This window comes from Vibrio sp. SCSIO 43137, assembly GCF_028201475.1.
Lineage (GTDB): Bacteria > Pseudomonadota > Gammaproteobacteria > Enterobacterales > Vibrionaceae > Vibrio.
Genome location: NZ_CP116383.1, coordinates 1,588,357 through 1,602,175, shown reverse-complemented (window position 1 = coordinate 1,602,175; position 13,819 = coordinate 1,588,357). Strand labels below are relative to the sequence as shown.

Here is a 13,819-nt window from a genome sequence, read left to right as displayed (position 1 = left end):
GGTCTTTGCTAAAATTCTGAGACTTATCTATTTATAGAGACCCGTCTGTTTGTCGTCTCTCGCATCACGCCATCCGCCTAGCCAGAATGATCTTGCGTCTGTTTGTTGATATGGACATGCGTCCACTGACCTTCCGTTTAGACCCGCTTTATAGCCTTGCGATTGTGCTCTTTCCAGGCGATCACGCTTCTGTCTCTTCATAGTGCAGTTCCTCATACCTTGAGATGTTTCCTAACGTACTACTATTACTGTTTCGTGGATGTTTTGTTACCCCACGAATTAAGAATGAGTGAATTAAAACTGTTTCTCAAGCACAAAAAAAGCACAGGCTCAAAAGTTTGAACCTGTGCCTCGTGAAAGAAAAAATTATTTTCTTCTGATGAAACTTATTAGCCCTAATAGTGTCAAAGTTATCCAGCCAAGGCCAGAACCCTGACGCGACACTTTAGTTGTCGTTGTCGAGCGCTCTACAATATCTGCGCTAGTAGCACCATTAATCGGAATCAATTTAACTGCAACAATCTTCTCTACTGATGAACCACCACCACATAACGCATTGTGAGCCGTAGTGTCATATTCACCAGCAGAACACTTCACTGCCGTTGCAGAAATTACACCGGCATCATTAATATCTGACGCATTAATTACACGGAAGTGGTTGTTTGCACTGCTAAACGCACCACCGTTGGTCAGATTATCAATCCACCAAGCCTGATTTTTAAATCTGGCCATACGTGTTGCATTAGAGTTAGTACCGTTGTACGGATAAATAAATGCCCTATGTTTGCGCTCCCGGCCATTTATTTCTCTAACAGCTTCTGAATCTACCTGACCTACAATTTCATTGTGGTTGTTGATCGCGTTAGCTTCTCCACCGGCACCATTAAAGAAGATACCACCGGAAAAATAGTTTGCTGATGGGTTACCAGTTGAAGCATCGGCAATAAACATCTTATTAGGTAAAGCATTGTTATCATTAATTGCGCGCTTTGCTTCACCAATAACTAATAAGTTTTTATTTATATCTTTGGCCAGAGAGTTACGGTAAACCACATCACTGCCATCTTTCACCGTTGCGCTGGTAATAAATTTGTTCTCCCACGCTTCCGGGTTAGTAATAGTAAAACCCGCTTTAGGATAATACACTGCCGCCTGCATAAATAAGCTTGAACCATCTTTTTGGGTATTAAAACCGGCTAGTACAGGGTTACCATTATGCAAAGCTACATCTGATAATACCGCCGCTCTTACACTACCAATAGCTGAAGCATTACCTTCTCTTGAATTGTCCACTGTTTCACTGTCATGAGCAGCACTCATTCCCACCCAGTTAACGGCTGGCAGCCCTGAAGGTGTTGCTGGTGTCGTAGTCATATCCCAGACATATGGTTTAAGAGCGAAACCGACAGTCTGACATGCTTTTACTGACGATGGGTTAGCTGCGGCCGCACATGTACTAACGTCACCTAATACATCTTTGTTTACGTCATCAAAATAGTAAGGTGCAACGGCTGCTGCTCCGACAACGTAAGTTTTCCCTCCGAACGTGAAAGAATCATAAGCAAAGGTTCTGCCCATCTCTTTTACAATGGCTGCCGACGCACCTTGTCTTGGAGGTAAAAGTACGGGAGAACCACCAACAACATCATAAAAACCGCGACTTCTGAATACCTGAGCATTTTTAGTCGTTGCTCCCATCGTATAAAAGCCGCTACTAGTGATGCCTATGGCTTGGGTTCCGTCTAACGCAGTAATCACTATATTCTTCGAGTTAACATTTGGGTTAGCACTAGCGCCCGCGGGAGCAGAAGCCGCGTCTGCGGTATCAATAGCGGTTGTTGATGTAGGCTCGATAAATCCCGAAGCATTCGACGGATAATTTGTTGAACTGTTCCACGCAAACAGCTCTCTTTTAAATCCACCTAGTCCCTGAGCATCTAGCCCCAACCACTCTGCAGTGGTCCACGCTCCGCAAGTCGCGTAATTAAGATAAGTTGAGCAATAACCACTTAAATCAGATTCAGAGTTATATGAAAAAGTATTATCTACTTTAAAGGCTACTTCATCTTTATATGGGTTCCCTTCCGGTCCCTGCAATATTTCCCCGGCGAGATCATAGGCATTGTCTGCACAAGCTGATGTAAAACAGTCGCCTGTACCCGCTTCTATTGCACTACCGTATGTACCACGTACATCAGGCTGTAGGTTATAGTTCTGAAGAGTCGGTCCCGGTACTTCCACAATACGATACAGAGCCGCATTTGCCTGTGTGGCTGCCAGAATAACAGCGGATAATGTCGATAATTTAAAAATTGTACTTCTCATTTAACTACTAAATTCCTGTTGCATCGCTTCAAGCTCTTCCCATCGTTCAAACGCTGTTTCAAGCTCTTGTTCTTTTGCAGAAAGTTTATCTAAAACTGTTTGTGTGTAATCGACGGGTTTTGTGAAAAACTCAGCCGAATTCACTTCTTGTTGTATAAGTTCTATTTCACTCTCAAGCTCTTCAAGCTTAAGAGGTAGCGACTCTAATTCGCGCTGTAGTTTATACGATAGTTTGTTTGGTTTACTTCTCGAAACCTGAGGTTTGGGACTTTCGACAACCTCTTTTTGCTTATCGGTCAAATGTTGTGCACGTGACTGACGTACTTGCTCTCTCTGTTGTTGTGCATCGTGATATCCGCCAACAAACTCTTCGATTACGCCATTGCCTTCAAAAATCCAACTTGTGGTAACTGTGTTATCAACAAACTGCCTGTCGTGGCTGACCAATAATAATGTGCCCTCATAGTTGGCAAGCAAATCTTCTAAAAGTTCCAGAGTTTCGATATCTAAATCGTTAGTTGGTTCATCGAGCACCAATAAATTGTTCGGTTTTAGCAGGATTCTCGCCAGAAGAAGCCTATTTTTTTCACCACCAGAAAGGGCTTTTACCGGAGTTCTGGCCCGCTTAGGCGGAAACAGAAAGTCTTGCAGATAACTAAGGGCATGACGCTGTCTGCCGCCTACCATCACTTCCTGCTTACCATCGGCAAGGTTATCGATTACCGTCTTCTCAGGGTCTAACTTCTCCCGGTACTGATCAAAATAGGCCACTTCAAGCTTAGTGCCACAGCGAAGTTTGCCGGTCTCCGGCTTTAGCTCGTCAAGCAGTAATTTAAGTACGGTACTTTTACCGCAGCCATTTGGCCCGATTAAAGCAATACGATCCCCACGCATAATATTAAAGCTGAAGTTGTTAACAATTGGTTTTCCTTCATAACTGAAGTTGACCTTTTCAGCTTCAAATACAATTTTGCCGGAGCGGGCTGAGCTATCAATATTCAGGTTTGCTTTACCCTGCACTTCGATCCGCTCTTTTCTTTCCCGTCTAAGCTGTTTCAGCGCCCTTACCCGTCCTTCGTTACGTGTTCTTCGCGCTTTAATACCCTGCCGTATCCAAACCTCTTCCTGAGCCAGCTTTTTGTCGAACTCAGCGTTCTGCATCTCTTCTACCCGCAGAGCTTCTTCTTTATCGACAAGATACTGATCGTAGTTACCCGGATAAGAGCTCAGTTTGCCCCGATCAAGATCGACAATACGTGTCGCCATAGATTTGATAAAGGCCCGGTCGTGAGAGATAAAGATAATTGAGCCACGGAAATCTTTCAGAAAAGTCTCCAGCCACTCAATAGTGGTCACATCAAGGTGGTTGGTCGGTTCATCGAGCAGAAGAACGTCTGGGTCGCACACCAGCGCCTTAGCAAGAGCCGCTTTTCTCTGCCAGCCACCAGACAAAGATGAAAGTTCCGTATGTCCATCCAGTTTCAGGGCACCAAGTACATTCTTGATACGATCTTCAAAGCGCCATGCACCGGAATGCTCCAACTGCTCCTGAATTCTTGCCAGACGGGCAATATTCCCGTCTGTCGGTTCAGTCGCTATCAGATCTAATTGATCCTGATAGATCTTTAACTGCTCACCTATCTCTTGCAGGCCACTGGCCACATAGTCCATAACGGTTCCGGACTGATCTCGCGGTGGGTCCTGTTCCAGACGGGATACAACAACATCCTGAGTCACCTGCATCTTGCCGTCGTCCATAATGACTTCGCCGGCAAGAACTTTCATCAGGGTTGATTTGCCGGCTCCGTTACGCCCGACAAGACACACCCTTTCGTTCTCTTGTAAAACGAAATCAGATTTATCTAATAAGGGGTGATCGCCGAACGCGAGTTGTCCGTTATGTATGGTAAGTAATGCCATTATTTTCTAACCAAATTTGTAATTGTTCTATTTGAAAAGGCCAGTTGAGCTCTGATTCGTTAAACTTAACTACGGGAATAGTGACCCCGTAACGCTCAAACAGTGTGTCGTCGAATGCTATATCCACCAGCTGATAACTGACGCCACATGCATTAAGCTGCTCACTTGCTAACTCACATAAGTGGCAGCCATCCGTGCTGTATAAAATTACCTTGTTATCAGGCATGTGAAATCACCCAGCAGTTATGAATATGCTTGTTTCTCTGAAAATCGAGGGGCAGCGTTTGTGAGGATATATTATTAGCTGACAATCCAAGAGACTTAAGGCCTTCAAGGTCCATTTTAAAGTGACGCTTGTTATTAGAGAACACAATGACGCCGTCGTTTCTCAGCAGACGCTTAAGGTTTTTCATCAGCTCAAGATGATCGCGCTGAACATCGAAGGTTTTTTCCATTCTTTTTGAGTTTGAGAACGTCGGCGGATCAATAAAAATAAGGTCATACTGCCCCTTCTCACTCTCCAGCCACTGAAGACAGTCAGCCTGCTCAAATCTATGTTGTCTGCCGACAATGCCATTTAGCTTCAGGTTCTCTTTTGCCCATTCAAGGTAGGTTTTGGACATATCTACTGTTGTGGTGGACTTAGCGCCACCACAAGCAGCATGAACGGTAGCAGAACCAGTATAAGCAAACAGGTTAAGGAAATCTTTACCTTGTGCCATCTCAGCAAGCTTGCGTCTGGTCAGTTTGTGGTCAAGGAACAGGCCGGTATCCAGATAGTCGTGTAAGTTAACCAGCAGTTTTACGCCATACTCTTGTACAGCGAAGCTGGCAGAGCCCTGATTCAGTTTCTGATACTGAGAACTGCCCTTCTTTTTCTCCCGTGTTTTCAGCACCACATCATTGGCATTAACACCCAATACCTGAATCGTAGCGCGGATAACATCGGTTAAACGGCGTTTGGCTTTCTCTTCTGCGATATTCTTAGGCGCGGCATACTCCTGAATCACCACCTGATCTAAATAGAGATCGATAGCGACGTTGTAGTCCGGCAGATCGGCATCGTAGACCCTGTAGCAGTCAAGTTTCTCTTTACGGGCCCACTTTCCTATTTTCTTAAGGTTTTTCTTTAGCCTATTCGAGAAGTCCGGAGCGATTTCAGCCTCTTGTTTAACCGCCTGACCATCGCTTTCAGCCCTTTTTTCAGAAATACTGTAGTTCTTTTGGTGACATTGTAACGAACCATTGTTCAGCTTGTACTGCTTATCTGCCCGCATACGCAGGCAACTTAACAGCTCATCAGAACTAGAGAAGATAGAGGCTTTACAGCCGGCAAACTGCTCTTTTAAGCGTCCGCCAAAAGCTGTGTATAGGGCGATAAGGCCCGGCTCAGTGCCCAGTCGCTCACCATATGGCGGGTTACAGATAATAACACCCGATTCAAAGCTTTCAGGCTTCTCAATTACAGAAGCGTCTCCAAGTTCAAACTCGATAAACTGGTCAACACCCGCGCGCTTTGCGTTCTCTTTCGCTGTGCGAAGTACTTTTTTATCGTTATCAAAACCGAAAAACTTAGTGTCATTATTTTTGACACCACGTCTGGCTTGTACATTTGCTTCTGATTTAATCTCAGCCCAAAGCTCGGGTTCAAAGTCCGTTAATGACTCAAATCCCCAGTAGTTACGCTTCACTCCCGGAGCGATATTACAGGCTATTAATGCCGCTTCAATTAGTAACGTACCTGAGCCACACATAGGGTCTAGCAGTGAGAGCTCCTTGTTCCAGCCTGATCTCAATACGATAGCAGCAGCTAAAGTTTCTCTTAGAGGCGCCCTGCCTGATTCAGTCCGGTAACCTCTTTGATGAAGGCCGGAACCAACCATATCAATACCAAGAATCGCTTTGTCTCTATGCAGCCTTACATGTACGCGAAGATCAGGTTGATCTTTGCTGATCACCGGTCTTGGAAGATTCTTTTTGTTGAAGCTGTCGACAATGGCATCTTTCACTTTCATCGCGCCATACTGGCTATTGCGGATTTCCCGGTTGGTACCATTGAAGTCCACCACCAGCTTACTACCCGCTTTAAACTGAGACGACCAGTTAACTGCGCTAGCTGACAAATAAAGGTCCATATCATCCTGACATCGAAATTCTGATAAAACCCTTACAAATCTGGACGCTATTCTGCTCCAGATACAACAACGATAAATCTGTTCATTGGTTGCTTTAAATTTTACTCCCGCCTGAACTGGTTTCGGTTCATTTATTCCGAGCATTTTAAGCTCTTCAACCAGAAGGTTTTCCAGCCCGTTTGAGGTAATCGCTAAATATTGATTCATGGTGTTCTTTGTCAGCAAAAAAATGAGCTTGATTATACCTGAGAATCCGTCAAATGCAGAAAAGAAAGCAGTATAAATACAAACTACTCAGCTAACTGGGCAGAAATTAGGCACAGACAACCGCCCTTATAGCCAGTCATCTTAATTTTTTGAAAAAATGAAGTGAGCATTTACTTTAGAATTCGTCCGAACTTATCTAACTCATTTTTAAATGCTTCCAGCCGAAGTGACTACTTATTCACTTAAATTTTGGTCTAGACCAATGGCAAATTAACACTGTAAATTTGCTACATTTTTATCTAAAACGGGAAGAATTGGCGAGTTGTTAAGCTAAAAGTGAGGTTATTGCGGAAATAAATAAGTAAAAAAATAATCGATATTTTGTCACCACCTCACAAAGACGGAGACAACAAACGGTAGGATTATCTTCTGATAGCAATAAAGTCTACTCTCTGAGTCTGTAAGCAGACGCTTTTGGAATTTCAGACTTGTTTATAACAGGCAAAAAAAATCGACCACCTGGGTCGACTATATAAAACAACAAAGGAACGAATAAATCAGCCGACAAGTGCTATCGGCAAATCGGAGAAATGGTGGTTTGCACATTCCATTCTATCGTGCATAACTTTGATTGGCTGGCCTAAGGTTAAGCATTTACGTCCGTCAAGAACAAACTCACCCTGTTCAATAAAGGAGCACAAGCTTGCGGTTTCGCAAACTTCAATAACCATAAAATAGCCTTGGCCATATTTATTGTGCAGGTGAACGATATCTCCTTCATTTGGAAGGTATCCTTCCCCTTTCGGATCGAAGAACCAGCTCTTTGGCTGTACTGGTTTATGAAACCGTTTCGCCGCAACACAGTTTAAAACTAACTCGGCCTGACGAGGAACAGAGAGCTCTAATAGTTCTGCTTGTTCTTTAAAAGTTTGAAATGCAGACGCATCATCAACGGTGAACTCGTTATTACGTAGCGCACAATCAACAAGTAATTTTTTAGGGAGGTTTACTTTGAACAGCATATCGTTGCCAAGATCCAGCATCAAAGTATCTTTACGTTCTTCAAAGAACCACTTCCATGTATCGTTTGGTTTTAGCATCGTTCCGTCTCTTAAAATTATTATGTCAGATTTGGTAACCTGAAAGTTACCTATAGCCAACCTGCCAATTAATTCTACAAACGGATAGAGAAAAAAAAAGAGGAAATCAACATTCCCTCTTCTCTCTTACTAACAGTAAATTCTGAGCTATTTTGTCGTTATAGTCCCTTTACGATGTCACGAACCAAACCCGGCCCTTTATAAATGAATCCGGAATAGACCTGAACCAGTTTTGCACCAGCCAGTAATTTTTCTTTTGCTGATACATAACTATCAATACCGCCTACACCAATAATCGGAATGTCGTCTGCCAGTTCCTGATATAGCTTGCGTACAACTTCCGTACTTCTCGACTGAAGCGGACGACCACTCAAACCACCCGCTTCTTCTGCATGCTTCATCCCTTTTACGATACTTCGGTCAAGAGTTGTGTTTGTAGCAATCACGCCATCAATTTTGTAGCGTTTCAATGAGTCGCAAATCTGTACTATCTCTTCGTCACTGAGATCTGGTGCAATCTTTAATGCCAGAGGAACATATTGATTGTATTTGTCTGCAAGCTCTTGCTGTTTTGTCTTTAAATCAGAAAGCAAACTATCTAATGCTTCACCATACTGAAGTTTTCGTAAATCCGGCGTATTCGGAGAAGAGATATTTACCGCAATATAACCAGCGTACTGATATACCTTATCCATACAGATCAGGTAGTCTTCACTGCCGTTTTCTATCGGTGTATCTTTATTTTTTCCGATATTGATTCCGAGTACACCGTCATAGTTTGAACGCTTAACGTTTTCAACCAAAGCATCAACACCTTGGTTGTTAAAACCCATCCTGTTAATGAGTGCTTCAGACTCCACCAGACGGAACAACCTTGGTTTATCGTTGCCCGGCTGCGGTCGTGGTGTTACTGTGCCGACTTCAATAAAACCGAATCCCATGGCACCAAATGCATCAATACATTCGCCATTTTTATCCAGACCCGCCGCCAATCCGACCGGGTTTTTAAAAGTGATCCCCATGCACTCAACGGATCTATTCGGCAGTTGCTGACGATAAACCAGATCAAGTGGAGTTCCCTGAACGCGTTTGAAATTTTGAATTGCTAGATCGTGTGCCTTTTCGGCATCGAGTTGAAAAAAGCCAGTCCTGGCCAGACGGTAAAGCATACTTGCCTCCGATAGAAAAAAGCCCCGTGTAAACGGGGCTGTATTATTTACTTATTTGTTGAACAATTCAAATTTAATAACATCAACTCCCTTAACGCCACGGAGAACTTAGCAAATTCGTGTACTGTACCAACCTTAAACTCGTTAAGTATATTCTCCCATCGTTGCAATGACGCTTCATTGGTCTCAATCCAGCTGTCGAGTGCTTTAACCGGTTCGAAATCATCCGTTGCACAACCACAACCAAGAACCTGAGCGGTCAATTGACGCTGTTGCCAGTCAAGATCTTCGCGGAATGCCGCTCTTGCCAGTGCCTGCCAGTTATTATCAACACCCTGAGCATTGATCTGTTTCAGGAACCAGTGCAGCATGATTCGATCGCCAAGGGTAAAGTAGAGCTCTGCCGCACCCTGAATACTTCTGCCACTCTCTTTAGCAACAGATGAGATATCCAGTGCAGAGTTAAGGCTTGAAAGACGGGCAACATGATTGGCCAGATCTTTACCCACGCCTTGATCTATCCATGATTGTGCCAGATCGTTATGCTCCTGAACCTCTTCCGGCACCAAGAACTGATCCAAACCAGATCGAACGGCAGTAACATCCTGTTTAAACTCATTAATCAGATCACTTACTGACGAGTGTGTTGGTCTGTTTCGGATCAACCAGCGGGATAAACGACGCAGTGTTCTTCTTACATAGAACATCAATTCATACTGAGCTGTTGTGCTGGCAATATTATCCAGTTTACGAATCTCTTTTAACGTCTGCTCAAAATCATAAATATCCCGTGCAGCACTATAAGCTTTCGCAACGCTGGCAACGCTCGCTCCTGTCTCCTCCTGCAGACGGGTAACAAAGTTGCAGCCCATTTCGTTCACCATCTGGTTAGCCAGTGTTGTTGCGACAATCTCTGCTTTCAGCGGATGGTTTTCTGCATGGTGAATATAGTTACGTCGTAACTCTTCCGGGAAGTACTTCACTAATAGTTGTTTGTGATAGTCATCTGAAGCTATCTCATCACAGACAAGTTCTTCTTTCAGTACCATTTTTCCGTAAGCAACCAGAACGGACAGCTCAGGTCTGGTAAAGGCAAGCCCCCGCTTTTCACGCTCTAACAGCGTTTCGTCATCGGGAATATATTCCAGAGCACGATCCAGATGACCGGCTTTTTCCAGATGGTGAATAAAGCGAATCTGTTCTTTAACCAGAGAGACGCCAAGCAGTTCACTTACCGAAATAGATTCTGCCTGACAGTATGCATCGTCAAGAACGATCTCACCGACTTCATCTTCCATCTTTTCCAGAATCTCATTCCGCTGCTTAACGGTCATATCGCCATTGCTGACCAGACCGTTAAGGAATATCTTGATATTTACCTCATTATCCGAACAGTCAACGCCGCCAACATTATCAACAAAGTCAGTATTAACACGACCGCCTTTCAACGCGTACTCGATACGTCCTTTCTGAGTAACGCCCAGGTTACCACCTTCGCCGATAACCTTAGCTTTCACTTCACTGCCGTTAATACGCAGCACGTCGTTCGCTCTGTCACCTACATCGACATCGGTTTCATCTGCCGCTTTAATATAGGTACCAATACCGCCATTCCATAACAGATCAACTTCCATCTTAAGGATCATTTTTATCAGATCGTTTGGCGCCACAGAAGCTTTACGGGTACCCAGCATCTTCTGAATTTCAGGTGTAAGCGTAATGGACTTGGATCTTCTTGAGAAAATGCCACCACCTTTAGAGATCAGTTTTGTATTGTAATCTTCCCAGCTTGATCGAGGCAGATTAAACAGACGATCCCTCTCTTTCCAGCTTTTCGCTGAATCAGGGTTTGGATCAATAAAGATGTGCATATGGTTAAATGCAGCCTGCAGGCGGATATGTTTCGACAACAACATACCATTACCGAATACGTCACCAGCCATATCACCGATACCCACGGCAGTAAAATCCGTTGTCTGGCAGTTGATTCCCATTTCACGGAAGTGACGTTTAACTGATTCCCAGCCACCTTTGGCAGTAATACCCATGGCTTTATGGTCGTAGCCATTTGAACCACCGGATGCAAATGCATCACCCAGCCAGAAGTTGTACTCCTGCGAGACAAAGTTAGCCAGATCAGAGAAAGTAGCTGTCCCCTTATCCGCAGCAACCACCAGATAGGCATCATCTTCATCGTGACGCACCACATTTGGCGGAGGTAGAACCTCACCTTCTACGATATTGTCAGAAACATCCAGCAAGGCGCGGATAAATCTCTGATAACAGCGTTGCCCTTCTGCAAAGATCTCGTCACGGCCGGACATCAGGTGTTGACGCTTACAGACAAAGCCGCCTTTAGCACCAACAGGAACAATTACCGTATTCTTAACCTGCTGAGCTTTAACCAGCCCTAGTATTTCAGTCCTGAAATCTTCTTGCCTGTCAGACCAGCGTAGACCACCACGGGCAACTTTGCCGCCACGCAGGTGAACACCTTCGATATCCGGTGCATAAACAAAGATCTCAAATGCAGGAACCGGAGCAGGAATTTCAGGAATCTCAGACGGGCGAAGTTTAAGAGACAGCCAAGGTTTAGGCTGGTCACGACGATCTTTCTGGAAATAGTTTGTTCTGAGGGTGGCAGAAATCATCTCCATATAACGGCGGATGATCCTATCATCATCAAGACTTTCTACATGATCCAGTTGCTCTGTCAGTTTAGCAATAAGATCAGCCTGACCTTTTTTGCTGCCTTTAAACTTAGGATCAAAACGCTTATTAAATAGTGCCACTAACCCTTTAGCCAACTCAGTATGGGAGTTCAGGGTATCCTCAATATAGCTCTGACTAAACGGGAACCCGACCTGACGCATATATCTGGCATAACTACGAAGAATAGTCACTTCTCTGCCGTTTAGCCCTGCGCCTAAAACAAGTCGGTTAAAGCCGTCACTTTCCAGCTCTCCCTTCCAGATAGCAGCAAATGCCTGCTGGAAACGATCCCTTGCTTCGCGAAGATCAATTCTGGTTTCACTACGGTGAAGCATTGAGAAATCAAGGATCCAATAAACAGTGCCATTCGCTTTTCGGATCTCGTAAGGCGATTCACCGACTACCCTTAAGCCGAGGTTTTCAAGCATTGGCATAACATCAGACAGATGTATAGGTTCATCACGATGGTAAAGTTTTAAGTGAACAACTTTAGAGTTTGACGCCTCTTCCTGCGGACGGTAAAACAGCATGCCCAGTTTGTTATCATCACTGAGCGCATCCAGACGTTCAATATCGGCAACAGCGGTTCCCGGCATCACATCAGATTTATAGGAACTCGGGAATGCGCGTTTAAACTCTTTGGAGATAGGCACTCCGCGGCTTTCACCAAAACTTGCAATAATCGCGCTCTTTAATCTGTCGTCCCAGGTAGATGATGCTTCCATTAGGTTGTGCTCTATCTCTTTAACATCGATATTAATATTGTTGTTATCAACGCGAACTATATAGTGCGTTCTGGCCAGTGAACTTTCGGAGAAATAGGTAGTAAACTCCACGTCTTGTTCTGAGCGGCAATACTGCTTCAGCAATCTTTGGGTTTGTCTTCTTAGTTCAGTGTTGTATCTCTCTTTAGTTACATACACCATACAACTGAAGAAGCGGCCAAACGGGTCTTTGCGCACAAACAGACGAACTAGATCCCTGTCCTGCATCTGAACAACACCGGTACCCACTTCAAGCAGTTCATCTTCTCTTGCCTGCAGCAGTTCGTCTCGGGGGAAGTTTTCCATAATATTTAGCAGTGCTTTATAAGCATAAGAACCTGCGCGGTATCCGCTGGCTGCCAGAATACGGTCAACTTTCTGACCAACTAAAGGAATGCTTGAAACACTCTGGTTATAAACGATCGAGGTATATAAACCAGTAAATCTGTGCTCGCCGATTACCTTGCCGTTTTTATCAAATTTCTTAATGCCGATATAGTCAGTGTAAGCCGGTCGGTGAATTCTGGAAGCGGCATGGCCTTTTGTCAGAATAAGCAGATAAGGTTTTGTTGCCTCTGCCTGAGCAGACTCAGCAAACTCAGACAGTTTTACTGTTCTTACCCTGCGTTCAGCAGCAAATAATCCAAGCCCCTGTTCTTCAGTGGGTTGCAGAACAGTTTCCCCGTCAATATCAACAAGGTCATACTCTTTATAGCCCATAAAGGTAAAGTTATGATCCCCTAGCCAACGCAAGAACTGAAGGCTCTCTTCCAGATGTTCCTCTGAAAATCCGATATGTTTCGCCTGCTTTTCTACCTGTTTAGTGACCTGCTCAAGTTTCGCTGACATTGGTTTCCAGTCAGAAACCACTAATCCTGTATCAATTAAAACGCTGATCAGTTCTTCTTTCAGCGCTTTCATCTCAGCTTTTTCGTTCAGGCGGTCAACTTCAATATGGAACAGAGACTGATAACCACCTTTACTGCTGTTCAGTTCGACGATTTTATTTTTGCTGTCTCGTTCAACACGCGTCGGGCCGTGCAGCATAAAATGGCAATTCAGCTCAAGCCGGTTTAGTGCCATTTTGGTTGAATCAACCAGGAAAGGACTGTCCGGCACAACAATCTCAACAATAGTATGAGTTGACTGCCAGCCATGACGGCTTAATGTCGGGTTAAAAACCTGAACGGATATTTCACTCTGTTTCGTTTCAACAACGTGTTGCCACAAACTGACCACCGCGCCATATAAATCGGATTCGTTTCGATGAAAAAGGTCATCGTGAGCGATGTTGTTAAACATATGTTGCGCTAGTTGGGTGACTAACGGTCTTTGTGCAAGTTCAACTTTTTCTTGAATCAGCTGATAAACCTTTTCAAGCAGAACCGGTACTACAGGCTCTCGTGCAGTCATAATATCGCTCCATTCTTTGCATTCACTGGGGGAAACTATAGACACTGTCTATCTTTAGCGACTGTTAGTTTTAC

At 44.2% G+C, this 13,819-nt stretch carries 8 protein-coding genes; all 8 read right to left on the bottom strand.

The features are described from left to right. Window positions 1-27 precede the first annotated feature (27 nt). The 8 genes from rmf to PK654_RS07430 all read right to left on the bottom strand — a co-directional run bounded on the left by rmf (window position 28) and on the right by PK654_RS07430 (window position 13,745). Window positions 28-201 carry a ribosome modulation factor gene (gene rmf / locus PK654_RS07465; RefSeq protein WP_271698617.1) on the bottom strand — a complete coding sequence of 58 codons (174 nt, stop codon included), beginning with the start codon at window positions 199-201 and terminating at the stop codon, window positions 28-30. A gap of 165 nt (window positions 202-366) precedes the next feature. Next, window positions 367-2,325, bottom strand: coding sequence for a DUF3466 family protein (locus PK654_RS07460; protein ID WP_271698616.1), 1,959 nt, complete (start codon window positions 2,323-2,325; stop codon window positions 367-369). Further along, window positions 2,326-4,245: an ABC transporter ATP-binding protein gene (locus PK654_RS07455; RefSeq protein ID WP_271698614.1), complete on the bottom strand. Its 1,920-nt coding sequence runs from the start codon at window positions 4,243-4,245 to the stop codon at window positions 2,326-2,328. Next, window positions 4,223-4,471: a glutaredoxin family protein gene (locus tag PK654_RS07450; RefSeq protein ID WP_271698613.1), complete on the bottom strand. Its 249-nt coding sequence runs from the start codon at window positions 4,469-4,471 to the stop codon at window positions 4,223-4,225. The genes PK654_RS07455 and PK654_RS07450 overlap by 23 nt, the downstream gene beginning before the upstream one ends. Further along, window positions 4,464-6,587, bottom strand: a complete 2,124-nt coding sequence (gene rlmKL, locus PK654_RS07445; RefSeq protein ID WP_271698612.1) for a bifunctional 23S rRNA (guanine(2069)-N(7))-methyltransferase RlmK/23S rRNA (guanine(2445)-N(2))-methyltransferase RlmL — start codon at window positions 6,585-6,587, stop codon at window positions 4,464-4,466. Before rlmKL ends, PK654_RS07450 begins: the two co-directional genes overlap by 8 nt. Before the next feature lie 557 nt (window positions 6,588-7,144). Next, on the bottom strand, window positions 7,145-7,687 hold the full coding sequence (locus PK654_RS07440) for a cell division protein ZapC (RefSeq protein WP_271698610.1): 543 nt from the start codon (window positions 7,685-7,687) through the stop codon (window positions 7,145-7,147). A 158-nt stretch (window positions 7,688-7,845) separates the two neighbouring features. Continuing rightward, complete coding sequence (pyrD, locus tag PK654_RS07435; RefSeq protein ID WP_271698609.1) at window positions 7,846-8,856, bottom strand: quinone-dependent dihydroorotate dehydrogenase; 1,011 nt, start codon at window positions 8,854-8,856, stop codon at window positions 7,846-7,848. 47 nt (window positions 8,857-8,903) lie between these two features. Next, entirely contained in the window at window positions 8,904-13,745 is a 4,842-nt protein-coding gene (locus PK654_RS07430; RefSeq protein WP_271698608.1) for an NAD-glutamate dehydrogenase, read from the bottom strand. Window positions 13,746-13,819: the final 74 nt, after the last annotated feature.